Below are 24,880 nucleotides of genomic sequence, written 5' to 3'. Positions count from 1 at the left end.
CGTCCCGAGGGCCTCGGCGGCCCCGTACCGGGCGACGACGCCCAGCGCCGCGGCCTCGGCGAGGGCCTCCCGTACCAGGCGGGTCCGGCCCGCGCCGGGCTCACCCTCCACGAGCAGGGTCGCGCCGCGCGGCGTAGCTCCCGCGCCCAGGGCCCGCGCCCGGGTCACGCCCGCGCGCACCCGGGCTCTCAACCGATCCCGCAGTACTTCCCGCCCGACCCGCACGTCGGCCGCCCCTCCGGTCAAGCCGCGCCGTCGCCGGGATGCCACGGCCCGGCCCGGTCCACCCGGGACCGGCTGGTTTCCGGTCCCGAACTGTGCACGCCCGCACGGTATTTCGGAATGGTCACGGTGATCTTCATGCCGGCGCCGATGCCCGTCTCGATGACGAGCCCGTAGTCGTCCCCGTAGACCTGCCGCATCCGCTCGTCCACGTTCGGCAGCCCGATGCCGGAGGAGGAACCGCTCACCTCCCCGGCCAGGATCCGCCGCAGCAGCGCCGGATCCATCCCGACGCCGTTGTCCTCGATGGTCAACACCGCCTCCGCTCCCGCGTCCCGGGCCGCGATGGTGATCCGGCACTCACCGGTGGAGTCCTCCAGCCCGTGCTTGACCGCGTTCTCCACCAGGGGTTGCAGGCACAGGAACGGCAGCGCCACCGGCAGCACCTCCGGCGCCACCTGAAGGGTCACCTTCAGCCGGTCCCCGAACCGGGCCCCGGCCAGCGCCAGGTACTGCTGGATCGACCGCAGCTCCTCGGCCAGCGTCGTGAACTCCCCGTGCCGCCGGAAGGAGTAGCGGGTGAAGTCCGCGAACTCCAGCAGCAGGTCCCGCGCCCGCTCCGGGTCCGTCCGCACGAAGGAGGCGATCGCCGCGAGGGAGTTGAAGATGAAGTGCGGGGAGATCTGCGCCCGCAGCGCCTTGATCTCCGCCTCCATCAGCCGCGTCCGCGCGCGATCCAACTCCGACAGCTCCAGCTGTACGGAGACCCACCGCGCGACCTCGGTCGCGGCCCGCACCAGCACCGCCGACTCCCGGGACCCGTACGCCACCAGCGCGCCCAGCACCCCGTCCTCACCGGTCAGCGGCGCGAACACCGCCCATCTGAGCGGGCAGTCGGGCCGCTCGCACTGCGTCCGCACGCTCTGGCTGCGCCCCGACTCCAGCATCAACGCCACCCGGGCCATCACCCGCCGCTGGTGGTGGTCGGCGCCCGGCCCGTCCCAGGCCAGCACCGTGTCCCGGTCGGTCAGACACAGCGCCTCCGTCCCCAGGAGCGAGCGCAGCCGGCGGGCCGCCTTGCGCGCGGCGTCCTCCGTGAGCCCCGCCCGCAGCGGGGGAGCGGCCAACGAAGCGGTGTGCAGCGTGTGGAACGTCGCCCGCTCGACCGGCGTGCCCAGCACCGCCACCGCCCCGCGCCGGCCCCGCCCCGCGAAGCGGCGACCCGCCACCCACCCCACCGCCACGAGCAGCGCCGCGACCACCACGGCCAGCGGCGCGAGCTGCGCCCCGCTCACCGGGCCCGCCCCGCGACCCGCTCCCCGGCCACGTCCTCGGGCAGGTGCAGCCGGGCCAGCGCCACCGCCGTCCCGGCCGGTATCCGCGACGGGGTCGCCAGCGACACCAGCGTCATCGTCAGGAACCCGAGCGGCACCGACCACACCGCCGGCCACGCCAGCAGCGCGTGCGCCCAGCCCTCCGGAGCCATCCCCCAGCGGGTCACCACCACCGCGCCGAGCGCCGCCCCACCGCCCGCGAGCAGCCCCGCCACCGCGCCCGGCGGGGTCAGCCGGGACCACCAGATGCCGAGCACCAGCAGCGGGCAGAAGGACGACGCCGACACGGCGAACGCCAGCCCCACCGCGTCCGCGACCGGCACGTGCGTGGCCAGGACCCCACCCGCCAGCGGCACCGCCAGCGCCGCCACCACCGCCAGCCGGAAGCTGGCGAGCCCCCGCCGGGGCAGCACGTCCTGGTGCAGCACCCCGGCCACCGCCATCGTCAGCCCCGAGGCCGTCGAGAGGAACGCGGCGAACGCGCCCCCCGCCAGCAGCGCGCCCAGCAGATCGCCGAGCAGCCCGCCCACCATCCGTTCCGGCAGCACCAGCACCGCCGCGTCGGCGTCCCCGGTGAGCGCCAGCTCGGGCGCGTAGATCCGCCCGAGGGCCCCGTACACCTGGGGCAACAGGTAGAAGACGCCGAGCAGTCCGAGGACGACCAGGGTGCTGCGGCGCGCGGCCCGCCCGTCGGGACTGGTGTAGAAGCGCACCGCGACGTGGGGCAGGCCCATCGTGCCGAGGAAGGTGGCCAGTATCAGCCCGTACGTGGCGTACAGCCGGTGCTCGCGCCGCTCCCCGGCCAGCGGCTGCGACCAGCCGGGCACGTCCCGCGGCTGTCCGGCGCGGGAGTCGGGCACGACGCTGCCGGGGGCGAACTCCAGTCGGGTGCGGGCCTTCACGGTGTGCTGCCCGGTGGTCATCGTCAGCGGGGTGTCCCGCAGGACACGGCCGTCGACCTGGCCCGTCACCCGCACCGTCAGCGGGGCGTCCAACGACAGCCGCACGTCCTCGCCGAGCGTGACGGCGGTGTGCTCGCGGAAGACGGCCGGGGCGTCGAAGGAGGCGCGCGGCGCGCCGTCCCCCGCCCACGCGGCGATCAGGAAGAAGGCGGGCACCAGCAGGGCGGTCAGCTTCAGCCAGTACTGGAAGGCCTGCACGAAGGTGATGCTGCGCATCCCGCCCGCCGCCACGGCCGCGGCCACCACACAGGCGACCACCACCCCGCCGACCCACCGCGGGGCGCCGGTCAGCACCTCCAGCGTCAGCCCGGCCCCCTGCAACTGCGGCAACAGGTACAGCCAGCCCACCCCGAGGACGAACAACACCGCGATCCGCCGGACCGCCCGCGACTGGAGCCGGGCCTCGGCGAAGTCGGGCAGCGTGTACGCGCCCGAGCGCCGCAGCGGCGCCGCGACCAGCACCAACAGCACGAGGTACCCGGCCGTGTAGCCGACGGGGTACCAGAGCATCTCCGGCCCCTGGAGCAGCACCAGGCCGGCGACCCCGAGGAAGGAGGCGGCGGAGAGGTACTCCCCGCTGATGGCCGCCGCGTTCAGACGCGGCCCGACGGTGCGCGAGGCGACGTAGAAGTCGGAGGTGGTCCGGGATATCCGCAGACCCAGCGCGCCGACGAACACCGTGACCAGGACGACGACGGTGACCGCGGTCAGCGCGTACGTCTGGTTCACCGGCGGATCCTTCGGGAGGGGGAGGGGGTACCGGAGTCTACGCAGCGCGACGGCCCGACAACAGGCTCGATCCGGCCCCCGGACGGCCCTCACGCCGCCCTCTTCAACCCCTTGGGGTGTCCGCCTCGGGCCTCACACGGCCGCGTCGCGGTCCTGCGCGCAGTCGCGCAGGGCGATCTCCAGCTCCACGTACGACTCCTCCGCGCGCCGGAACGCCAACCGCAGGGCCGCCTCCGAGCGGGGCGGCAACTGCGGGCACGTCCCCTGCTGGGCCTCGTAGAGGACATCGGCCCAACGGGCGGCCGCACTGCGCAGCCGGGCGAGCAACTGCTCGGCCTCGGCGGGTCCGGCGGGCCGGGTCCGGGGCAGTCCGGTCAGCGCGTCCAGCAGCGCCTGGATCTCGGACATCGCGCTCCTCCCGGACGGAAGATCCACGATACGCGCGTCCCGGGGCCCGGCGGACGAATCGGCCCGCCCCTGCGGCCGAAGGGCCCGGCGGATCGCCGTACGCCCGCCGTGGTGCGACGAACGGCTCCCCGGTACGGCGGACGGTCGCCGGGCGCGGTCGTACGGCGATCCGGCCCGGCCGAACGGTCGCGGGGCGGAGCGTGGGGTCAGCCCGTGGCCTGACGCATCAACAGGTCGCGCAGTTCGCGCGCGTGGCGCCGGCTGACCTGGAGCTCGGCCGCGCCGACGCGGACGGTGGTGGTGCCGGCGTCCATCCGCAACTCGTCGATGCGGGTGAGCGCCACCAGGTGACGGCGGTGGATCCGGACGAACCCGCGCGCCGCCCAGCGTTCCTCCAGCGTCGACAGCGGGATCCGCACCAGATGGCTGCCCTCGGCGGTGTGCAGCCGGGCGTAGTCGCCCTGGGCCTCCACGTACGCGATGTCGGCGATGGCCACGAACCGTGTGACGCCGCCCAGTTCGACGGCGATCTGGTCCGGCGCGCGGTCGGCGACGGTGATCTCCGGGGCCGGCCTGCGCGGCGCCGCCACGGTCGGCGGGACCTCGGCGGGATCCACCGGCTCCGGCGTCCGCGCGGTGCGGCCGAGCAGGTCGCAGACCCGCCGCACGGCCTCGGCCAACCGCTCCGGCCGCACGGGCTTGAGGACGTAGTCCACCGCCTTGAGGTCGAACGCCTGGACGGCGAAACCCTCGTGGGCGGTGACGAACACGATCAGCGGCGGCCGGGCGAACCCGGACAGCAGCCGTGCGATGTCCAGGCCGGTCAGGCCGGCCATCTGGATGTCCAGGAACACCACGTCGACACCGTCGGGCCCGTCCGGCCCGCCCTCCAGCGCCCGCGTGATCCGGCGCAGCGCCTCGGTGGCGTCGCCGGCGCCCTCCGCGCTGCGCACCCGCGGGTCGGAGCGCAGCAGGTAGAGGAGTTCCTCCAGCAGGGGCTTCTCGTCGTCGACGGCCAGTACGCGCAACATGCGCAGAGTCTAGGGAAGGCGCCTGCGGGGGCCAACGGGTGCGCGGCCCCCGCCCGGGGGACGGGGGCGGGGGCCGCGCCGCTTTGGGCAGGGTGGTTACTTCGCGGTGGTGATGAGCCCGCCGTCGGGGGCGACGGCGTACCAGGTGCCGCCCACACCCTGCCCGTTGGTGTCCCCGGGCTTCTTGTCGGCGGCGAACGTGTAGATCGGCCAGCAGTTCACCGTCTGCTGCTCCTTGCCGTCGGGGCGGTCCAGGACCAGGTAGTTCTTCTCGATGATGCCCTTGTCGGCGGCCCGACCGGTCGGCGGGACGACCGGCCACTTGGTCAGGCAGTCGCCGACGCACTTGGAGACCATCGGCCAGGCGGTGTCCGGCTTGAAGCGGTAGACGGTCATGCCGTTGGCGTCGACGATGTGGTCGCCCAGCTTCGGGTCCTTCGCCACGCTCAGCGTGCCGGACGGCTGCCCCGCCTCGGCCGGGGCGGCGGCCTGCTTGGCGGCCTTCTTGCCGTCGGGGGCGAAGGCGAACCAGGTGCCGCCGACGCCCTGCCCGTTCAAGTCGCCCGCCTTGGCGTCCTTCGCGAAGCGGTACGCGGGCCAGCCGGCCACCGTCAGCTGCTTGCTGCCGTCCTTGCGGACCACCTCGCCCAGCAGGGCGGGGTCCATGCCGGCGGCGGCGCTCACGTCGCCGGCCGGGACGACGGGCCAGGCCTTCGCGCAGTCGCCGTCGCAGTTGGAGGTCGGCGGCTTGGCGGTGTCCTTGTCGAAGCGGTACAGGGTGAAGCCGGCGCTGTCGGTGAGGACCGAGCCCACCTGGTCGGTGGCGGAGATCACCAGCTGACCGGCGGGCTTGGTTCCGGCGCCGGCGCCCGCCGGAGCGCCGGACTCCTGTGCGTAGGGGTCGGCGCCGGGGGCGGCCTGGGAAGCGGCCGCCCCGGCGGGCTTGACCGCGTCCGCCGGCTTGTCGCCGCCGCCGCAGGCCGTCGCCGTGAGGACGACGACGGCCGCGATGGCGACCAGGGACGTTCCGCGCTTGATGCTCATGATGATCTCTCCCGTGTGGTCTGCGCCGAGTCGGTGTCGCCGGTGACTCGGTAACGTGTGCAGGACACGCGGCGCGGAGAGGTTCCTGTTCAACGCGGTCGATATGACGTGTTTCACTCAGCCGCCGTCGAACCCGGCCCTCCTGGCGGCCGTGACCACAGCGAGGCCCAGCGTGCGGTGTCCGGCGTCGTTGGGGTGCAGACCGTCCGCGAGGTGTTCGGGTCCCAGCACGTCGCGGCCCGGCAGCAGGGCCAGGCGGGAGTCGCCGGCGGCGATCCGGTCCCGGGTGGCCCGTTCCATGGCGTCGCGCAGGGCGCCCAGGGTGGCGCCGAGCCGGTTCGGGGTGCGTTCGGCGTCGGGGCGCAGCACGGGGGAGATCAGCAGCAGGGGGGTGCTCGGGTGGCCCTGGCGGACGAGGTCGAGGAAGGCGCGGGTGGTCTCGTAGAGGAGGGCCGCCGAGAAGGGGACGCGGGTCCAGCAGTTCGTGCCGAAGGCGAGGGTGAGGACGTCGGCGGGCAGGGCGGCCAGCTGTTCGGCGGTGGCCAGTTCCCCGCGCGCGGCGCCCGCGTAGCCGAGGTTGACGGTGTCCCAGCCGAGCGCCCGGCCGGCGACGGCGGGCCAGCCGTGGGCGGGCCGGGTGGACCACCAGCCCTCGGTGATGGAGTCGCCGTGCACCACCCAGCGGGGCGCGGCGGGGGCGGGCGCGAGGTCCCCGCCGATCCCGCGCAGGCCCAGGATCAGCGGGGCCTGCGTCTCGGGTGGGTGCAGCACGAAGGGGCCGCGGCCCGCCGGCAGGTCGAGGCGCAGGACGGACTCCGCGGCGGGCTCGGTGAACACCTCGGAGATCAGGCCGTGCCGGTTCCACAGCGCGAAGCCGTGGGCGAGGTCGCGCAGCGCGTCGGTGGGCCCCGGCACGGTGGCCCGGTAGTGGACTTCGACGGCCTGCGCCTCGGTGGAGAACTCCAGACGGACGCCTATGGGGAGGGTGGCCCGCTCGCCGGTGTCCCAGGGCAACCGCATGGTGTCCGCCGGGTCGGCGCGCACCGGGCGGCCCCGGTCGAGCCAGGCGACCCCGCGCAGGAACGGTTCGGGGTCCAGCCAGCGCGCGTGGGGGCTCGGTCCTCTCACTCTTGGCCTCCGATCGTCGGTACGTCCGAAGGGTCGGACCGGTTCACCCGTACCCCGCTCGGGCCCCTTCCACCGCGGCACGCTCCGACAGATCTGACGAGGTGTCAAGGAAGTGCCGTTCGGGAGGCCTCCAAGGGGCCTGCGCATTGATCGATCATCTGTGCGCAACAAACGACCATCCCGGGCAGATCCGCGCAATGATTGTTCGGCAATGTGCAAGGATGGTGCATTACGGGCGGTATCCCTCAGCTCGTAGGCTCACTCGCTGTACGTGGAGTGGCGTGGACCGCCTGCTCGGCGGTCCCCCCATGCCCAGACAGGACGCAGTCCCGTCTGTCAACTGCTCCGGACCGCTGCGGTCGACGCCTGAATCCCCACCCGCAGTGTCAAAGGAGTCCCCCCGTGCTCGAAACCGGCCAGGCGCCCCCGCTCGCGACCGAGCCCCGCAAGCCTGCCCATCCTTTGCTGCGCCGCAAGCCGGTCGAGCAGCTGGTCTCCGAAGGCGGCCAGGGTGAGGGCGGGGCGCTCAAGCGCTCGCTCACCATGTGGCAGCTGACCATGATCAGCATCGGCGCCACCCTGGGCACCGGCATCTTCGTCGTCCTCGGCGAGGCCACCCCGATCGCCGGCCCGGCCGTCTTCATCGCGTTCATCGTCGCGGGTCTGACCGCGCTGTTCTCGGCGCTCTCCTACGCCGAGCTGGCCGGCTCCATCCCCGTCTCGGGCTCCTCGTACTCCTACGCCTACGCCACCATGGGCGAGCTCATCGCCTGGGTCTGCGGCTGGTGCCTGGTCCTGGAGTACGGCGTCTCGGTCGCGGCCGTCGCCGTCGGCTGGGGCCAGTACCTCAACGAGCTGCTCGACGGCACCCTCGGCATCACCATCCCCGAGGGCTTCTCCGCCCCGCTGGGCGAGGGCGGCTACATCAACCTCCCCGCCCTCGTCGTCGTGCTGCTCTGCATGGTCTTCCTGCTGCGCGGCGCCAAGGAGAGCGCCCGGATCAACTCGATCATGGTCGGCGTCAAGATCGTCACGCTGGTGCTCTTCTGCGTCATCGGCTTCATGGGCATCAAGGCCGGCAACTACACCCCGCTGGCCCCGCTCGGTGTCACCGCCATCAGCACCGCCGCCTCGATGCTCTTCTTCTCGTACATCGGCTTCGACGCCGCCTCCACCGCCGGTGAGGAAGCCAAGAACCCGAAGAAGGACCTGCCCCGCGCGATCATGCTCTCGCTGCTGATCGTCACCGCCCTGTACTGCCTCGTCGCCCTGGTCGCCGTCGGCGCCATGCCGTGGCAGGACTTCGAGGGCAGCGAGGCCGCCCTGGCGCAGATCATGCAGGACGTCACCGGCCACTCCTTCTGGAGCGTCGTCCTCGCCGCCGGCGCGGTCGTCGCCATCGCCAGCGTCGTCTTCGCCGTGCTCTACGGCCAGACCCGCATCCTCTTCGCGATGTCCCGCGACGGCCTGATGCCGAAGGCGTTCGCCAAGGTCGACGCCAAGACCGGCACCCCGAAGATCAACACGATCATCGTCTGCCTCTTCTGCGGCCTGCTCGCCGCGTTCATCCCCCTGGGTGAACTGGCCAACGCCACCAGCATCGGCACGCTGTTCGCCTTCGGCCTGGTCAACGTCGCCGTCGTCATCCTGCGCTACACGCGCCCCGACATGAACCGCACCTTCAAGGTCGCCCTCTTCCCGGTCACCCCGATCCTCGGCTTCCTCTTCTGCGCGTACCTCATGACGGAGCTGCCGCTCGCCACCTGGATGGTCTTCGGTGGCTGGATGGTCGTCGGGCTCGTGATCTACTTCTTCTACGGCATGCGCCGCTCCAGCCTGGCCACCGTGGCCGCCGTGGCCGCCTCGGCCGCGGAGGTCGCTGAATAGAAGTGATGCACCCCCCGTGCGACTGAACGATCTCGACGAACGCATCGTGCACGCCCTCGCCGAGGACGCCCGCCGCTCCTACGCGGACATCGGCTCCGAGGTCGGGCTCTCCGCCCCCGCCGTCAAGCGGCGGGTGGACCGGCTGCGCGCCGAAGGAGCCATCACCGGCTTCACGGTCCGCGTCGATCCCGCCGCGATGGGCTGGGAGACCGAGGGCTTCATCGAGATCTACTGTCGCCACAACACCTCGCCGGACGACATCCGGCGCGGTCTGGAGCGCTACCCCGAGGTGGTGTCCGCGTCGACCGTCACCGGCGACGCGGACGCCCTCGTCCAGGTCTTCGCCGCCGACATGCGCCACTTCGAGCGGGTCCTGGAACGGATCGCGGGCGAGCCGTTCGTGGAGCGCACCAAGTCCGTCCTGGTCCTCTCCCCGCTCCTGCGCCGCTTCACCTCGGGCGCCCCGGCCTGAGGCCGTCCGGCACCGGGGGGTGTCCGGTGTCCGGTACCGGGAGGTGTCCGCACTACGCGGACACGGTGTGGGCGGTGCGGTGCAGCAGGGGGCGGCGCTCCTCCTCGGTCAGCCCGCCCCACACCCCGAACGGCTCGCGCGTGAGCAGGGCGTGCCGCAGGCAGGCCTCCCGGACGGGGCACCCCTCGCAGATCCGCTTCGCGGCCCGGTCCCGTTCGTCGCGGTCCTCGCCCCGCTCCCCGGCGGGGTGGAAGAACCGGCCGGGCCCCAGGCCCCGGCAGGCCGCCCGGGATTGCCACTGCCAGTGGTGGAGGGCCGCTCCGGGCAGCCGGGAGACGTCGGTCATGGCGGTTCCCTTCCGTGGATTACGTGTCTCGTCCCGCGTGTGACCACGAGGCGGACTCCGAAACCCGGGAACCCCGTTACGTCGCCTCAGGTCTGGTCGTCGCCCGGCTCCCCGGGGGTGCGCAGGCCGATGAAGACCGGTTCGCGGCGCAGCGTGAAGCCCATCGCCTCGTACAGGCGGATCGCGTTCGTGTTGGCCGCCGCCGCGTGCAGGAACGGGATGTCCCCGCGCTCGCGCACCACGGCCGCCACCCCGCTGATCAGCCGCCGCGCCAGCCCCCGACCCCGGTGGTCCGGGTGCGTGCACACCGCGCTGATCTCCGCCCAGCCGGGCGGACGCATCCGCTCCCCGGCCATCGCGACGAGCCGCCCCTCGTGCCGTATGCCCAGGTACGTGCCCAGCTCGACGGTCCGGGGCAGGAAGGGGCCCGGCTCGGTCAGCGCCACCAGCTCCAGCATCTCCGCGACATCGGCCGGCCCCAGCCGGACCGCCTCGGGCGCCGCCTCGGCCCGTACCGCCCGCCCGTCCAGCTGCACGCCGGGGATCGAGAGCACCGTCTCCCAGCCGGGCGGCGGCGTCGGCAGGCCCGTCAGCCACACCTCCCGGCCGGGACCCACCAGCTTCGCCAGATCCGCCCAGGCGCGGGGATCCTCCGGGTCGGCGACCGCCGCGAACGGGTTGGCCTCCGGGAGGTAGCGGGCGGCGAGCCCCACGGACTCGGCGAAGTCGCGCTGCGGGCCGGTCAGGGCCGCCCACACCGGGTTGTCCAGCGCGGCGCCGTCCTGGAGTGACTCGGGGGAGCGTGACTCGGGTGACATGGGGCGTGCGGGTCCTTCCGTGGGGTGGATGGCCGGCGCCGTCGCGGCCCGCCACCGGCAGGTTATGCTCCCGGAGCACCTGGGCACAGGCGGTTTTCCACGGCCCTACGCGACCCCGACACGGCCCTCCGGGGCTCGGACGCGCCCGCCCCGTACGCACCCGCGAGAGCGGCCCGAGAGCCCGGCCCATCAGGGCCGGACGGGTCGGCGCAACGAATCGCCGCCCACGCGCCGGAACACGCAACGAATCGATGCGCCCGGCGCAACGGTGAAGGCTTGTCGCGGTCGAACGCGCGCACGTACCGTTTTACGACCCCCCGCCCCACCAGTCACAGAGGTACGCCCATGCCCCCGCTGCGCACCGCACTCCTCCAGAGCTCCGGACGGCTCGGCGACACCGCCGCCAACCTGAAGCAGCTCGACGAGGCCGCCGCGCGCGCCGCACAGGGCGGGGCCGGGCTCCTCGTGACCTCGGAGATGTTCCTCACCGGCTACGCGCTGGACCTCGCGGACATCCCCGGCCTCGCGGAGCCGGCCGACGGCCCGTCCGCCGTCGCCATCGGGGAGATCGCCCGCCGCCACGACATCGCCGTCCTGTACGGCTACCCGGAGCGGTCGGGCGCGGCGGTCCACAACTCGGCGCAGCTCATCGGCCCCAACGGGACCGCGCTCGCCAACTACCGCAAGACCCACCTCTTCGGCTGCTTCGAGCAGGACGCCTTCACCCCCGGCGACACCCCCGTCGTCCAGGCGGACCTGCACGGACTGCGCGTCGGCATCATGATCTGCTACGACGTGGAGTTCCCCGAGAACGTACGGGCGCACGCGCTCGCCGGGACCGACCTCCTCCTGGTCCCGACCGCGCAGATGCACCCGTTCCAGTTCGTGGCCGAACAGCTGGTCCCCGTGCGGGCCTTCGAGAACCAGATGTACATCGCGTACGTCAACCGGACCGGCCCCGAGGGCGAGTTCGAGTTCGTCGGCCTCAGCTGCCTCGCCAGTCCCGACGCCGTCACCCGCACCCGCGCCGGCCGCGGCGAGGAGATGGTCCTCGGCGACGTCGACCCCGAGCTGCTCGCCGCCTCCCGCGAGAACAACCCGTACCTGCGCGACCGCCGCCCGGGGCTCTACGCCTCGCTCGTCTGAGTCCGACGCCGCCCCCCTTCCCCCCCGCCCTGCCTGCTCTGCCGCAAGGAGACGTACCCCCATGACGTCCACGGTGCCCACCACCGCCGTCCCGCACAGCGACGGTCAGCCCCCGATCACCATGTTCGGGCCGGACTTCCCGTACGCCTACGACGACTTCCTCGCCCACCCGGCGGGCCTGGGTCAGATACCGGCGACCGAGCACGGCACCGAGGTCGCCATCATCGGCGGCGGCCTGTCCGGCATCATCTCCGCGTACGAGCTGATGAAGATGGGCCTCAAGCCCGTCGTCTACGAGGCCGACCAGATCGGCGGCCGGCTGCGCACCGTCGGCTTCGAGGGCGCCGGCACCGAGGGCCTGACCGCGGAGATGGGCGCGATGCGCTTCCCGCCGTCCTCCACCGCCCTCCAGCACTACATCGACCTCGTCGGCCTGGTCACGGAGCCCTTCCCGAACCCGCTCGCCGAGGCCACCCCCTCGACGGTCGTGGACCTCAAGGGCGAGACGCACTACGCCGAGACGATCGCCGACCTCCCGCAGATCTACCGCGACGTGTCGGCCGCGTGGAACGCCTGCCTCGACGAGGGCGCCGACTTCTCCGACATGAACACCGCGATGCGCGAGCGGGACGTCCCGCGCATCCGCGAGATCTGGGCCAAGCTCGTCGAGAAGCTGGACGACGAGACCTTCTACGGCTTCCTCTGCAAGTCCGAGGCCTTCAAGTCCTTCCGCAAGCGCGAGATCTTCGGCCAGGTCGGCTTCGGCACCGGCGGCTGGGACACCGACTTCCCGAACTCCATCCTGGAGATCCTGCGCGTCGTCTACACCGAGGCGGACGACCACCACCGCGGCATCGTCGGCGGCTCGCAGCAGCTGCCGCTGCGCCTGTGGGAGCGCGAGCCGGAGAAGATCCTGCACTGGGCCCAGGGCACGTCCCTGTCCTCCCTGCACGACGGCACCCCGCGCCCGGCGGTGACCCGCCTGCACCGCACCGCCGGCAACCGCATCACGGTCACCGACGCGTCCGGCGACATCCGCACGTACCGCGCCGCGATCTTCACCGCGCAGTCCTGGATGCTCCTGTCCAAGATCGCGTGCGACGACACGCTCTTCCCGATCGACCACTGGACGGCGATCGAGCGCACCCACTACATGGAGTCGTCCAAGCTCTTCATCCCGGTCGACCGGCCGTTCTGGCTCGACAAGGACGAGGAAACGGGCCGCGACGTCATGTCGATGACCCTCACGGACCGCATGACGCGCGGGACGTACCTCCTGGACAACGGCCCGGACCAGCCGGCCGTCATCTGTCTCTCGTACACCTGGTGCGACGACAGCCTGAAGTGGCTGCCGCTGTCCGCGAACGAGCGGATGGAGGTCATGCTGAAGTCCCTCGGCGAGATCTACCCCAAGGTCGACATCCGCCGGCACATCATCGGCAACCCGGTGACCGTGTCCTGGGAGAACGAGCCTTACTTCATGGGCGCGTTCAAGGCCAACCTGCCGGGTCACTACCGCTACCAGCGGCGCCTGTTCACCCACTTCATGCAGGACCGCCTCCCCGAGGACAAGCGCGGCATCTTCCTCGCCGGCGACGACATCTCCTGGACGGCCGGCTGGGCCGAGGGCGCGGTCCAGACCGCCCTGAACGCCGTCTGGGGCGTCATGCACCACCTCGGCGGCTCGACCGACGCCACCAACCCCGGCCCGGGTGACGTCTACGACGAGATCGCCCCGGTCGAACTCCCGGAGGACTGACCCACCCGGCCCCTCCGGCCCCGACCACGGGCCGCCCCCGCGCACGAACGCGGCGGCGGCCCGTTTTCATGCCCAGGGCCCGGTTCACGCCCTGACCGCCGCCCGCGCCCCCCGGACCGGGGTCAGCAGGCAGCGGCCGACGAGGCCGACGCCGGCGTCGAGGGATTCGCGGAACTCTTCGGCCAGGTCGGGGGAGCGGCGCAGGGTCCACAGCAGCCGGGCCGCGGCCCAGGCGGCCGTACGGGCGCGTTCCAGGCTCCAGGAGCCGAGCAGGTGTGTCAGCGGGTCGGCGATCTCCAGCAGGTCAGGGCCCGGCATGAGGTCCTCCCGGATGCGTTCCTCCAGGGAGACCAGGGTGTCGCCGACCCGGTCGAAGTCCGCTTCGAGGGCGGCGGGCGCGCAGTCCAGCGCGTGACAGGTGGACACCACCGCCAGGGCCAGGTCGTGGCCGATGTGCGCGTTGATCCCGGCCAGCGCGTACTGGAGGGGGCACACCCCCGGGTGACGGCGGTACTGGAGCAGGGGCCGCCAGCAGGCCGGGGAGCGGTCCGCTTCGACGGCCGTCAGGTACCGCTGGGCGAAGCGCACGCTGAGGGTCTCGGCCCGGCGGGGCGCCGGGAAGGCGCCGTGCTCGATCCGGTGGTGCAGGGTCTCCGTCACGGTCAGGTAGACCCGGTTGAAGACGGCCACGCCGTCCTGCGCGGGGAGCCGCTCGTCGAGGGCGCGCATCCGCGCGAGCACCGCTTCCATGGGAGGCAGCGTCGCAGTCCGCCTCCCGATCCCGGGGAACTTGGCCGTGTGCTTCCCCGGTACGGGTGAAGCGCCGTCAACCCCGCTTGTCGTCGGCGGTGTCGTAGGTCGACGTGCCCTCGTCGAGCAGGGGTTCCTGCCGCTTGAGGTGGTCCGGGGCGAAGTAGCGCAGCGCGTGGTAGCCGGTGATCACGACGATCGTGCCCAGCGCGATGCCGCCCAGCTCGAAGCTGTCGGTGAAGCGCAGCTTCACGCCGCCGACGCCGATGATGATGCCCGCCGCGGCGGGCACGAGGTTCAGCGGATTGCGCAGGTCCACCCGGCCGTTCAGCCAGATCTGGGCGCCGAGCAGGCCGATCATGCCGTAGAGGATCACGGTGATGCCGCCCAGCACCCCGCCGGGGATCGCGGCGACGACCGCGCCGAACTTCGGGCACAGCCCGAAGAGCAGGGCGAAGCCGGCGGCCGCCCAGTACGCCGCCGTGGAGTAGACCCGGGTGGCGGCCATGACGCCGATGTTCTCCGAGTAGGTGGTGTTCGGCGGGCCGCCGACGGCCGTGGACAGCATCGACGCGGCCCCGTCGGCGGCGATGGCGGTGCCGAGCTTGTCGTCCAGGGGGTCGCCGGTCATCTCGCCGACGGCCTTGATGTGGCCCGCGTTCTCGGCGATCAGCGCGATCACCACCGGGAGGGCGATCAGGATCGCCGACCACTCGAAGGCGGGCGCGTGGAAGGACGGCAACCCGATCCAGTCGGCCTTGGCGACGCCCGACAGGTCGAGCCGCCAGTGGTCCACGGCCTCGGCGCCGCCGGCCGGCGAGTGGATCTTCCCGAAGAGCAGATCGAAGACCCAGGAGATCCCGTAGCCGAAGACCAGGCCCAGGAAGATCGCGATCCGTGACCAGAAGCCGCGCAGGCACACCACGGCCAGGCCGGTGAACAGCATGGTCAACAGCGCCGTCCACTGGTCCTGGGGCCAGTACGTGGACGCCGTCACCGGCGCCAGGTTGAAGCCGATCAGCATCACCACGGCGCCCGTGACCACCGGCGGCATCGCCGCGTGGATGATCCGCGCCCCGAACCGCTGGACGGCCAGGCCCGACAGGAACAACGCCACGCCCACGACGAACACGGCGCCCGTGACGACCGCGCTGTCCCCGCCGCCGGCCCGGATCGCCGCCGCCACGCCCACGAAGGACAGCGAGCAGCCCAGGTAGGAGGGCACCCGGCCGCGCGTGGCCAGGAGGAAGACCACGGTCGCGATGCCCGACATCATGATCGCCAGGTTCGGATCCAGACCCATGAGCACCGGAGCGACGAAACTCGCCCCGAACATCGCCACGACGTGCTGGGCACCGAGCCCGGCGGTGCGCGGCCACGACAGCCGCTCCTCGGGCCGTACCACCGCGCCGGGAGCGGGGGTGCGCCCGTCTCCGTGCAGGGTCCAGCCAACGCCGAAGCCCATGTTCCACCACTTCCGTTCGAACGACCCGTCACGCATCCTGACCACCGCACGCTATCCGCCATACGAGGCCAGCGGTCATATTACGGCCGGATAGAGGCGGGTTCGTCCCGGTTGGCGGCGTCGGCCCGCCCCTTCGCGGTCTTCGGCCGCAGGACCGCCGCTCCCACGGTCAGCGCGCAGGCCAGCACCGTCACCAGGGCGAACGAGACCACCAGCGAGGTGGCGTCCGCCACCGCGCCGATCGCCGACGGGGCGATCAGCCCCGAGGTGTACGTGATCGTCGCGACCCCCGCGATGGCCTGCGCCGGAGCCGGCCCGCTGCGCGCCGCCGCCGCGAAGGCCAGCGGCACCACCACCGCGATGCCGAGCCCGATCAGCGCGAAGCCGGCCATCGCCGCCGCCGGGTGCGCGGCCGTCACCACCAACAGCCCGCCTCCGGTGGCCAGTACGCCGCCCGTCCGAACGGTACGCACCGGCCCGAACCGGTCCACCACCCGGTCCCCGACCAGCCGGGCCACGGCCATCGTCAGCGCGAAGGCGGTGGTGGAGGCGGCGGCCAGGCCCGCGTCCGTGTCCAGCACGTCGCGCAGGTACACCGCGGACCAGTCCAGGCTCGCCCCCTCGGCGAAGACCGCGCAGAAGCCGACCGCGCCGATCAGCAGCGCCGACTTCGGCGGCAGCGCGAAATGCGGCGGAGCCTCGCCCTCCGCGTCCCCGCGCGGGTCGAGCACCCCCTGTACGGCGACCAGCCCGGCCGCCGCCAGGGCGAGCGCGGCGATCAGGTGGTGCAGCCGGGCATCCGCCCCGGCGTGCGCCGCGACCGTGCCGGCGGCCGAGCCGAGCAGGGCGCCGACGCTCCACATGCCGTGCAGCGAGGACATGATGGAGCGGCCGAGCCGGTTCTCGGTCTCTACTCCGAGCGCGTTCATCGCCACGTCGGACATCCCGGACGTGGCCCCGTAGACGAAGAGCGCGCAGCACAGGGTCGCCAGGTTCGGGGCCAGGCTCGGCAGGATCAGCGACAGCGTCCACAGGACCAGCAGCCCGCGCAGGGCGGTGCGGGCGCCGAAGCGGTGGTTGATCCGCCCGGCGAGCGGCATCGCGAGCGCGGCGCCGAGGGCGGGGAAGGCCAGGGCGAGGCCCAGGGCGCCCGCGCCGAGCTGGGCGTGGTCCTGGATCCAGGGGATGCGGGTGGCGAAGGAGCCGGTCACCGCGCCGTGGGCGCAGAACACGGCGGCGATCGCGAAGCGGGCGTGGCGCAGGCGCGCCGGGCTGAAGTCGGGTTCCCCAGTCATGAGCGGCAAACTATCAGGGACCCTGCCTGATGGTTAGGGGGTCGGGCCGCCTAGGATGAACGGCGTGACCCCCGCCCAGGCACTGACGCCCGCCGCCGCCCCGCCCGCCGCTCCCGCGCAGGCGTCCCGTCCGGCCGGGCCGGCCCCGCTCCCGTCTCCGGCCCCGGCCCCGCTCCCGGCCCCGTCTCCCGCCTCGCCGAGCACGGCGCGGGCCATCAACGACCGGCTCGCCCTGGAACTCCTCCAGTCCCAGGGACCCCTGACGGCGACGCAGCTCAAGCAGCTCACCGGCCTGTCCCGCCCCTCCGTCGCCGACCTCGTCGAGCGGCTCACCGCGGCCGGGCTGATCGAGGTCGTCGGGGAGTCCGGGGACCGGCGGCGCGGCCCCAACGCCCGCCTCTACGGGATCGTCGCCCGTCGGGCCCACCTCGCCGCCCTGGACGTCCGTACGGACAGCGCGACCGCCGTCGTCACCGACCTGCTCGGCACCCCCCTGGCGCGGGCCGCCCTCCCCGTCGACGCCGTCGACGAGGCCGTGGACCGGCTGGCCGCGCTCACCCGCGAGGCGGGCGCCGAGGCCCTGCACACCGTGGTCATCGGCGCCCCCGGACTGGTCGCCCCGGCCACCGGCGAACTCCGCGACACCAGCGGCCTCCCGGCCTGGCACCGCGACCTCGTGGCCGCCCTCCAGAGGCGGCTGCCCGCCACGGTGCTGGTCGAGAACGAGACCAACCTGGCCGCCCTCGCCGAACAGCGCGCCGGCGTCGCGCGCGACCTGGACTCCTTCGTCCTGCTCTGGCTCGGCGCGGGCGTCGGCGCCGCCGTGGTGCTGGACGGCCGGCTGCGCCGGGGCGCCTCCGGCGGGGCGGGCGAGATCGGCTTCCTCCCGGTGCCCGGCACCCCCGGGCTGCCCTCCGCCACCGACTGCGGCGGCGGCTTCCACGCCCTGGCGGGCCGCGAGGCGGTGACCGCCCTGGCGGCGGAGCACGGGTTCCGGGGCCCGGCGGAGGAGGCCGTCGCCGGCGCCGCCGGGAAGCCTTCCTGGACGCGCTGGCCGAGCGCCTCGCCCTCGGGGCCGCCGCCGTCGCCGCGGTCCTGGACCCGGGCTGCGTGGTCCTCGGCGGGAACTCGGCCGCGCGGGCGGCCCGGCCCTCGCGGCCCGCGTCGCCCGCCGCCTGACCACCCTGACCCCGGTCCCGACCGAGGTCCGCGCCACGGCCCTGGGCGGCCCGGCGGTGCTGGAGGGCGCCCGCCTGGCCGCCCGCGAAGCCGCCCAGTCGGTCCTGTTCGGCGGCGGCTGAGGCCCGTAGGGGCGGACGTGTGAGGACCCGGTGGCCGCCGGGCCACCGGGTCCTCACGTTCACGCGTCCGTCAGGACGTCACGGCGTCAGCAGGCGCCCTGGTCCTTCCAGACGCCCCAGTCACCGGTGGTGCCGGGCTCCTCGTTCTGCGTCCACCACTGGGCCTTCCAGTTGCGGCCCTTGTGCGAGACCACGTTCCCGCTGTTGTAGACCGTCCCCGCCACGTACGCCGGGTTCGCGCACGTCCCCGGAGGCGTCGTCGGAGGCGTCGTCGGGGGAGTGGTCGGCGGGGTCGTGGGCGGCGTGGTCGGCGGGGTGGTCGGGGGCTGGGTGGCGCCCGGCTCCACCAGGGTCGTGCCGCGCGCCAGGTCCCCGGCGAGGGCGTACGTGGTGCCGGCGATGTTCACCGTCCAGTTGGAGGGCGTCGAGACCGGCAGGTAGTAGTTGAACGCCAGGTCGACCGAGGCGCCCGGGGCCAGCGACTGCCAGGCCGGCAGCTTCAGGGAGACCCGGTGGAAGTCGCCCTTCAGACCGCCCACGTTGCCGCCCGTGTGGTCGCTCTTGATCACCTTCGTGCCGAAGCCGGACTGGTCCGAGGCGTTGCTCGGGGCCGAGGTCGCGTAGTCGAACTGGAACTCGGTGCCGCCCGGCAGCGCGGACTTCGTGTTGTTGGTGATCTTGATCTTCGGGGTGATCGGGTAGTTGGAGTCGCCCAGCTTGAACTCGGTGAACTCCGTCTTGATGTCCACCGCCCGGGTGGGCAGCGCCGTGTTGGACTTCTTCGCGCCGTACGGAGCGGCCGCCTTGAACTTGTCGTACATCAGCGAGGTGAGCGTGTCGCCGACCTCGTACTGGCCCTTGGCGGCGTTCCAGGCGTAGTCGCCGGCCATCTCCCAGACCATGGTGCCGCCGATGCCGCGGTCGACCACGTAGTCGGCCTTGGCGGCCACGGACTGCTCGTCCTCGGTGGAGAGGAAGACCTTCTTCTGCGCGTTCCACAGCCACGGGGCGACCAGGTTCGCGTCGTACTTGCGGGCGTAGGTGCCGGTCAGCGTGGTGTTCGCGGGGAAGCCGTACTTGGTGACGTAGTCGCCGACGATCCCCTTCTCCAGGTTCTTGGCGTGCCACATCGGGTTGGAGCCGGCGGGCGACTCGACACCGTTGGTGTCCTTGTCGTGCCACAGGTTGTCGATGCCGACGGCGCCGTCACCGCACTTGGTCAGACCCGCGCCGGCCGGGCAGGTGGTCGCGGCGGCCTTGCCCCACAGGCCGTCGGTGCCGCCCTGGACGTTCTTGAAGCCGCGGGTGTAGTACGGCAGGCCGATGTTGATGCGGCCGGCCGGCATGGAGCCGCGGAAGTAGTGGTAGGCCCAGTCGGTGTTGAGGTAACCGATGTTGCCGTACTGGGCGCTGCCGTAGACGTTGGCGGCGGCCAGCTCGGCGTCCTTGCCGTCGTCGAAGAGCGAGGCGTTCGGGCCGACGTACTCGTTCCAGGCGCCGTGCAGGTCGTAGGACATGATGTTGACGTAGTCCAGGTACTTCTGCATCTGGAACGTCTCCATGCCGCGCAGCAGGTAGCCGGAGGAGGGCGCGGCGACGGTGAGCAGGTAGTGCTTCCCGTCGGCGGCGCCGGCCCGGTCGAGCTTCTCGCGCAGGGACTTCATGAGGGCGTCGTAGCCCTTGACCAGGCCCGCCCGGCGGGCGTTGGACAGCTGCCAGTCGAGCGGGTTGCCCGCGTCCTTCATCGTGGTCGGGTACTCGTAGTCGATGTCGACGCCGTTGAACCCGTACTTGCGGATGAACTCGACGGAGGAGTCCGCGAAGGTGTCGATGCCGGCCTGGTTGACGGAGCCGTCGGCGTTGGTGGCCATCGAGTAGAAGCCGCCGGAGGCGACGCGGTTGCCGTCGTCCCCGAAGTAGCCGCCGGTCTCGGCCCAACCGCCCACCGAGACGAGCGTCTTGACGTTCGGGTACTGCTTCTTGAATTTGTTCAGCAGGTTGAAGTGGCCCTTGTACGGGAGGGCCGGGTCCATCTCGGCGCCCGCGACGCCCGGCCAGGTCATCCCGGTGGCGGCGTTGTTGGCGTTGTCCGCGCCGACCGAGATCTTGTTGTCCGAACCGACGTGCGCGAAGGCGTAGTTCAGGTGGGTGACCTTGGACCAGGGGATGTTGTTGGCCAGGTAGGCGGGAGTGCCGTCCTTGCCGGTACGCCAGCCCGTGAAGTAGCCGATGACGCGGCGCTGGTGGTCCGCGCCCATCTTCTCGCGGCCCTCGGAGTCGTAGACGGAGCAGTACGGGACGTCCACTCCGGCGGTCTTGTACAGGCCGTCGGGGCGACAGCTCTCGTTGTCGGCGGCGTGCGAGACGCCTGCCGAGAGCCCGCCGACCAGCAGTCCGGCGATCGCGGCGCCGGATGCCAGGAGCATCGCTCTCGTACGTGTGGGGGACGGCATGGTGCCTCCTGGGGAGGGGAGGATGGCAGGAAAAAAGCAGGCGACGTGCGGCAACGCGCGTAAAGGTGACGCTGATTGGCCCCTGACGTGCGCACGTCGGCAGGGCCGGCTCCCGGGAAGATGAAGGGAACGTTAAGAGGACTAGACCAACCCGTCAATAGGTCTGGACCAACGGTGCGGTCGGCGCGATAGGAGCGCTCAAGGATCACTCTTCTGTGACCCAGGCCACAGCGATTCACCCGCATGGCCGACGAACGGCCGTGGCACACTGGCCTGAGTACCAGTAGCAGCGCACTCCGGGGTCGGTGTAATTCCGAACCGGCGGTATAGTCCGCGACCCGTCCGCAGCCAGCGGCCGGTTGACCAGGTGAAATTCCTGGACCGACGGTTAAAGTCCGGATGGGAGGCAGTGCGCGGCGGGCCAGTCACCGGTACGCCGCCGTCGGCGGTCCATCGGCGCATCCCTCCGGGGAGACGTCTCGAACGGACCGTGGTTCCGGCCTCGGCGTCCCCGCGTGTGCTCACCCGCTTCATCTGTCGTATCCGACAGGCCCCGGAGTCCGTGCCCGATGAGGCAGGAGGACCCGGTGGCGACACACGCCGCGCAGACAGCACACGACCCGAGCGCCCCCATGCGCCGGGCCGTCGAGCTCGCCGCCCGCGGCCTCGGCTCCACCAGCCCCAACCCCGTCGTCGGCTGCGTCCTCACCGACCCCGCCGGCACCGTCGTCGGCGAAGGCTGGCACCGGCGGGCCGGCGGACCCCACGCCGAGGTCCACGCCCTGCGCGAGGCCGGCGAAGCCGCCCGCGGCGCCACCGCCTACGTCACCCTCGAACCCTGCAACCACACCGGCCGCACCGGCCCCTGCGCCCAGGCCCTCATCGAGGCCGGCGTCCGCCGGGTCGTCTACGCCGTCCCCGACCCGAACCCGCAGGCCAGTGGCGGCGCCGCCACCCTGCGCGCCGCCGGCGTCGACACCGAGGCCGGCCTCCTGCGCGACGAGGCCGAAGAGGGCAACATCGCCTGGCTGACCTCCGTACGCCGGGGCCGCCCGTACGTCCTGTGGAAGTACGCCGCCAGCCTCGACGGTCGCATCGCCGCCGCCGACGGCACCAGTCGGTGGATCAGCTCCGCCGCCTCCCGCGCCGACGTCCACCGGCTGCGCGCCGAGGCCGACGCCGTCGTCGTCGGCTCCGGCACCCTGCGCGCCGACGACCCGCACCTCGCCGTACGCGGCGTGGCCGGCGCCGAGCAGCCGCTGCGCGTCGTCCTCGACACCCGCGCCACGATCAAGCCCGGCGCCCGCGTCCTCGACGACGCCGCGCCCACCCTGATCGCCGTCGCCGAGGACGCCGACACCCGCCACCTGCCCGGAGTCGACCTCGTCCGCCTCCCGCGCGACGGGCGCGGGCTCTCCGTCGAGGCCCTCCTCGCCGAACTCCACCGGCGCGGCGTCCGCTCCGTCCTCCTCGAAGGCGGCCCCACCCTGGCCGGCGCCTTCGTCGCCGCGGGCGCCGTCGACCGGGTCGTCGGCTACCTCGCCCCCGTCCTCCTCGGCGCCGGCCCCACCGCCCTCGCCGACGCCGGCATCACCACGATCACCGACGCGCTGCGCCTGACGATCACGGACAGCACGCCCATCGGCACCGACATCCGCGTCACCGCGGTACCCGACATCACCGCGGGACCCGCCGCGGCCACCCCCACCGCCCTCAAGGAGCACTGAGTGTTCACCGGAATCGTCGAAGAGCTGGGCGAGGTCACCGCCGTCGAGCAGCTCGCCGAAGCCTCCCGCTTCCGCCTGCGCGGCCCCGTCGTGACCGAAGGCGCCAAGCACGGCGACTCGATCGCCGTCAACGGCGTCTGCCTGACCGTCGTGGAGACCGCCGACGGCGAGTTCACCGCCGACGTCATGCAGGAGACCCTGGACCGCTCCAGCCTCGGCGCCCTCACCGAGGGTTCCCGCGTCAACCTCGAACGCCCCATGGCCCTCGGCGGGCGCCTCGGCGGCCACCTGGTCCAGGGACACGTGGACGGCACCGGCGAGATCCTCTCGCGGACCCCCTCCGAGCACTGGGAGATCGTCCGGATCGCCCTCCCGGAGAACCTCGCAAGGTACGTCGTAGAAAAGGGCTCTATCACTGTGGACGGGGTCAGCCTCACCGTGGTCGAGGCCGCCGCCGACTGGTTCTCCGTGAGCCTGATCCCCACCACCCTCGCCCTGACCACGCTCGGCTTCAAGACGAGCGGTGACCCGGTCAACCTGGAGGTGGACGTCCTCGCCAAGTACGTCGAACGCCTGCTGGCCGCCGGCGTCAACCCCCTCCACGCCGAAGGAGCCGCGCAGTGAGCGCCCTGACCTGGCTGAACGCCGAGGCCTTCACGGTCCTCGGGCAGAAGGTCATCTGGTCCGACATGATCGGCAACCTGATGGGCCTGGCCGCCCTCGCCCTCGGCTGGCGCCGCTCCATATGGACCTGGCCCGCCCAGCTCCTCTCCGGCCTCATCCTCGTCGCCGCCTACGCCTCCGCCCACCTCGCGGGCGGCGTCGGCAAGCAGCTCCTCGTCATCTCCGTCGCCATCTGGGGCTGGCGGGCCTGGCAGCTCGGCCGACAGAAGGCCCAGGACGGCAGCATCGCCGTCCGCACGGCCGGCTGGAAGGAGCGCGGCGTCCTCCTCGCCGCGGCGGTCGGTGGCACCCTCGCCGTCGGCGGGCTGTTCACCCTCTTCCCGCAGCTCTCCTGGAGCCCCTGGGCCGACGCCTACATCTTCGTCGGCACGATCGTGGCGATGGTGGCCCAGGCCCGCGGCCTCGTCGAGTTCTGGTTCGCCTGGCTCCTCGTCGACCTCGTCGGCGTCCCCCTCGCCTTCCAGAGCGGCCTGGCCTTCTCCGGCCTCGTCTACGTCGTCTACTTCGCCCTCGTCCTGTGGGGCGCCTACGACTGGTACCAGCGCTCGCGCACCACCCCCGCCCCGGCCCTCGAAGGAGCAACGGCGTGAACACCCTCAAGCCCGTGCCCGACGTCCTCGACCTCGGCCTCCGGGAGACCTTCCTCCTCGACCCCGTCGAGCAGGCCATCCGCGACATCGCCGCCGGCCGCCCCGTCGTCGTCGTCGACGACGAGGACCGCGAGAACGAGGGCGACCTCGTCATCGCCGCGGAGAAGGCCACGCCCGAGATCATCGCGTTCATGATGAGCGAGTGCCGCGGCCTGATCTGCGCCCCCATGGAGGGCCCCGAGCTGGACCGGCTCGAACTGCCCCAGATGGTGCGCGAGAACACCGAGTCGATGCAGACCGCCTTCACCGTCTCCGTCGACGCGAGCGCCGCCCACGGCGTCACCACCGGCATCTCCGCCGCCGACCGCGCCACCACCCTGCGGCTGCTGGCGAACGGCACCTCCGAGCCCGCCGACTTCGTACGCCCCGGCCACATCTTCCCGCTGCGCGCCAAGTCCGGCGGCGTCCTGGTCCGGGCCGGCCACACCGAGGCCGCCGTCGACCTCGCCCGCCTCGCCGGCCTGCGCCCGGCCGGCACCATCGTGGAGATCGCGGGCGAGGACGGCGTCATGCTGCGCCTGCCCGAACTGATCCCCTTCGCCCGCAAGCACGGCCTGACGATCATCTCCATCGAGGACCTGATCGCCTACCGCCGCTCCGCCGAGCCGACCGTCCGCCGTGAGGCCGAGGTCAGCCTGCCGACCGCCCACGGCGAGTTCACGGCGTACGGCTTCCGCTCCACCGCGGACGGCGTCGAGCACGTCGCCCTCGTCCACGGCGAGATCGGCGACGGCGAGAACGTCCTGGTCCGGATGCACTCCGAATGCCTGACCGGCGACATCTTCCAGTCCCAGCGCTGTGACTGCGGCCCCCAGCTCCAGGCCTCCATGGAACGCATCCAGGACGAGGGCCGCGGCGTCGTCGTCTACCTGCGCGGCCACGAGGGCCGGGGCATCGGCCTGCTGTCCAAGCTGCGCGCCTACGAACTCCAGGAACGCGGTCGCGACACCCTCGACGCCAACCTGGAACTGGGCCTGCCCGCCGACGCCCGCGACTACGGCGCCGGCGCGCGGATGCTCGCCGACCTCGGGGTCCACAGCGTCCGGCTGCTGACCAACAACCCGGACAAGACCGCGGCCCTCGTCCGCCACGGCATCGCCGTCACCGGCCGGGAACCCATGCCCGTCGAGGCCGGCGAGCACAACCTGCGCTACCTGCGCACCAAGCGCGACCGCATGGGCCACGAGCTGCCCTGGCTGGAGGGGGCCGTGCCCACGTCCGCCTGCGGCAACCAGTAACACCCGGCACAGCCGGCACCATCCGATACCG

Annotated in this window: 20 protein-coding genes, 1 pseudogene and 1 riboswitch; of the genes and pseudogenes, 9 read left to right on the top strand and 12 right to left on the bottom strand. The window is 72.8% G+C overall.

Translation table 11 applies throughout. From position 1 onward, the window contains the following. Nucleotides 1-242 precede the first annotated feature (242 nt). The 6 genes from M4D82_RS06465 to M4D82_RS06440 form a co-directional block, all read right to left on the bottom strand. Entirely contained in the window at nucleotides 243-1,517 is a 1,275-nt protein-coding gene (locus tag M4D82_RS06465; RefSeq protein WP_249765118.1) for a histidine kinase, read from the bottom strand. Continuing rightward, a complete protein-coding gene (locus M4D82_RS06460; RefSeq protein ID WP_249765117.1) occupies nucleotides 1,514-3,247 on the bottom strand; it encodes a sodium/solute symporter in 1,734 nt (577 codons plus the stop codon). Before M4D82_RS06460 ends, M4D82_RS06465 begins: the two co-directional genes overlap by 4 nt. Before the next feature lie 132 nt (nucleotides 3,248-3,379). Further along, nucleotides 3,380-3,655, bottom strand: coding sequence for a hypothetical protein (locus tag M4D82_RS06455; protein WP_249765116.1), 276 nt, complete (start codon nucleotides 3,653-3,655; stop codon nucleotides 3,380-3,382). 206 nt (nucleotides 3,656-3,861) lie between these two features. Further along, the gene (locus M4D82_RS06450) at nucleotides 3,862-4,686 is read right to left on the bottom strand and encodes a LytR/AlgR family response regulator transcription factor (protein ID WP_249765115.1); all 825 of its coding nucleotides are present in this window, start codon (nucleotides 4,684-4,686) and stop codon (nucleotides 3,862-3,864) included. A 96-nt stretch (nucleotides 4,687-4,782) separates the two neighbouring features. Continuing rightward, nucleotides 4,783-5,730, bottom strand: a complete 948-nt coding sequence (locus tag M4D82_RS06445; RefSeq protein WP_249765114.1) for an SCO0930 family lipoprotein — start codon at nucleotides 5,728-5,730, stop codon at nucleotides 4,783-4,785. A gap of 117 nt (nucleotides 5,731-5,847) precedes the next feature. Beyond that, entirely contained in the window at nucleotides 5,848-6,858 is a 1,011-nt protein-coding gene (locus tag M4D82_RS06440; RefSeq protein WP_249765113.1) for a GDSL-type esterase/lipase family protein, read from the bottom strand. Nucleotides 6,859-7,260: 402 nt separating this feature from the next. Here M4D82_RS06440 and M4D82_RS06435 point away from each other — a divergent pair, with 402 nt between their 5' ends. Both M4D82_RS06435 and M4D82_RS06430 read left to right on the top strand, forming a co-directional pair. After that, on the top strand, nucleotides 7,261-8,745 hold the full coding sequence (locus tag M4D82_RS06435; RefSeq protein WP_249765112.1) for an amino acid permease: 1,485 nt from the start codon (nucleotides 7,261-7,263) through the stop codon (nucleotides 8,743-8,745). Between the two features lie 16 nt (nucleotides 8,746-8,761). Continuing rightward, on the top strand, nucleotides 8,762-9,217 hold the full coding sequence (locus M4D82_RS06430) for an Lrp/AsnC family transcriptional regulator (RefSeq protein ID WP_249765111.1): 456 nt from the start codon (nucleotides 8,762-8,764) through the stop codon (nucleotides 9,215-9,217). 52 nt (nucleotides 9,218-9,269) lie between these two features. On the opposite strand, the gene M4D82_RS06425 is transcribed toward M4D82_RS06430, so the two are convergent. Both M4D82_RS06425 and M4D82_RS06420 read right to left on the bottom strand, forming a co-directional pair. Continuing rightward, a complete protein-coding gene (locus M4D82_RS06425) occupies nucleotides 9,270-9,563 on the bottom strand; it encodes a WhiB family transcriptional regulator (RefSeq protein WP_249765110.1) in 294 nt (97 codons plus the stop codon). Nucleotides 9,564-9,649: 86 nt separating this feature from the next. Next, nucleotides 9,650-10,381: a GNAT family N-acetyltransferase gene (locus tag M4D82_RS06420; RefSeq protein WP_249765109.1), complete on the bottom strand. Its 732-nt coding sequence runs from the start codon at nucleotides 10,379-10,381 to the stop codon at nucleotides 9,650-9,652. Between the two features lie 345 nt (nucleotides 10,382-10,726). Here M4D82_RS06420 and M4D82_RS06415 point away from each other — a divergent pair, with 345 nt between their 5' ends. Further along, nucleotides 10,727-11,527, top strand: a complete 801-nt coding sequence (locus tag M4D82_RS06415) for a carbon-nitrogen hydrolase family protein (protein ID WP_249765108.1) — start codon at nucleotides 10,727-10,729, stop codon at nucleotides 11,525-11,527. A gap of 61 nt (nucleotides 11,528-11,588) precedes the next feature. Further along, nucleotides 11,589-13,286: a flavin monoamine oxidase family protein gene (locus M4D82_RS06410; RefSeq protein WP_249765107.1), complete on the top strand. Its 1,698-nt coding sequence runs from the start codon at nucleotides 11,589-11,591 to the stop codon at nucleotides 13,284-13,286. An 84-nt stretch (nucleotides 13,287-13,370) separates the two neighbouring features. Here the strand turns inward: M4D82_RS06410 and M4D82_RS06405 are convergent, their stop codons facing one another. The 3 genes from M4D82_RS06405 to M4D82_RS06395 all read right to left on the bottom strand — a co-directional run bounded on the left by M4D82_RS06405 (nucleotide 13,371) and on the right by M4D82_RS06395 (nucleotide 16,796). After that, nucleotides 13,371-14,036: a DUF5995 family protein gene (locus M4D82_RS06405; protein ID WP_249765106.1), complete on the bottom strand. Its 666-nt coding sequence runs from the start codon at nucleotides 14,034-14,036 to the stop codon at nucleotides 13,371-13,373. Nucleotides 14,037-14,112: 76 nt separating this feature from the next. Next, nucleotides 14,113-15,501 (bottom strand): uracil-xanthine permease family protein, encoded by a 1,389-nt coding sequence (locus tag M4D82_RS06400; RefSeq protein WP_249771524.1) that lies wholly within the window; start codon nucleotides 15,499-15,501, stop codon nucleotides 14,113-14,115. A gap of 80 nt (nucleotides 15,502-15,581) precedes the next feature. Beyond that, entirely contained in the window at nucleotides 15,582-16,796 is a 1,215-nt protein-coding gene (locus M4D82_RS06395) for an MFS transporter (protein ID WP_249765105.1), read from the bottom strand. A 55-nt stretch (nucleotides 16,797-16,851) separates the two neighbouring features. Between M4D82_RS06395 and M4D82_RS06390 the strand changes: the two are divergent. After that, nucleotides 16,852-18,097: pseudogene (locus M4D82_RS06390) on the top strand (ROK family transcriptional regulator). 86 nt (nucleotides 18,098-18,183) lie between these two features. On the opposite strand, the gene M4D82_RS06385 reads toward M4D82_RS06390, so the two are convergent. Then, the gene (locus M4D82_RS06385; RefSeq protein ID WP_249765104.1) at nucleotides 18,184-20,550 is read right to left on the bottom strand and encodes a chitinase C-terminal domain-containing protein; all 2,367 of its coding nucleotides are present in this window, start codon (nucleotides 20,548-20,550) and stop codon (nucleotides 18,184-18,186) included. Nucleotides 20,551-20,837: 287 nt separating this feature from the next. Next, a riboswitch (FMN riboswitch) is annotated at nucleotides 20,838-20,967 on the top strand. Nucleotides 20,968-21,119: 152 nt separating this feature from the next. On the opposite strand from M4D82_RS06385, the gene ribD reads away from it, so the two are divergent. From ribD to M4D82_RS06365, 4 genes are read left to right on the top strand one after another with little or no spacing between them, the layout of a single operon-like run. Further along, complete coding sequence (gene ribD / locus M4D82_RS06380) at nucleotides 21,120-22,277, top strand: bifunctional diaminohydroxyphosphoribosylaminopyrimidine deaminase/5-amino-6-(5-phosphoribosylamino)uracil reductase RibD (RefSeq protein WP_502988880.1); 1,158 nt, start codon at nucleotides 21,120-21,122, stop codon at nucleotides 22,275-22,277. After that, nucleotides 22,278-22,901, top strand: a complete 624-nt coding sequence (locus M4D82_RS06375) for a riboflavin synthase (RefSeq protein WP_249765103.1) — start codon at nucleotides 22,278-22,280, stop codon at nucleotides 22,899-22,901. After that, nucleotides 22,898-23,551 carry a nicotinamide mononucleotide transporter family protein gene (locus M4D82_RS06370; protein ID WP_249765102.1) on the top strand — a complete coding sequence of 218 codons (654 nt, stop codon included), beginning with the start codon at nucleotides 22,898-22,900 and terminating at the stop codon, nucleotides 23,549-23,551. The genes M4D82_RS06375 and M4D82_RS06370 overlap by 4 nt, the downstream gene beginning before the upstream one ends. Continuing rightward, nucleotides 23,548-24,849: a bifunctional 3,4-dihydroxy-2-butanone-4-phosphate synthase/GTP cyclohydrolase II gene (locus M4D82_RS06365; protein ID WP_249765101.1), complete on the top strand. Its 1,302-nt coding sequence runs from the start codon at nucleotides 23,548-23,550 to the stop codon at nucleotides 24,847-24,849. The genes M4D82_RS06370 and M4D82_RS06365 overlap by 4 nt, the downstream gene beginning before the upstream one ends. Nucleotides 24,850-24,880 lie beyond the last annotated feature (31 nt).

The sequence above is a fragment of the Streptomyces sp. RerS4 genome, assembly GCF_023515955.1.
In the GTDB taxonomy this organism is placed as follows: domain Bacteria; phylum Actinomycetota; class Actinomycetes; order Streptomycetales; family Streptomycetaceae; genus Streptomyces.
Note: the sequence above shows the minus strand (reverse complement) of the source record. Positions and strands in the feature narration are given on the sequence as shown.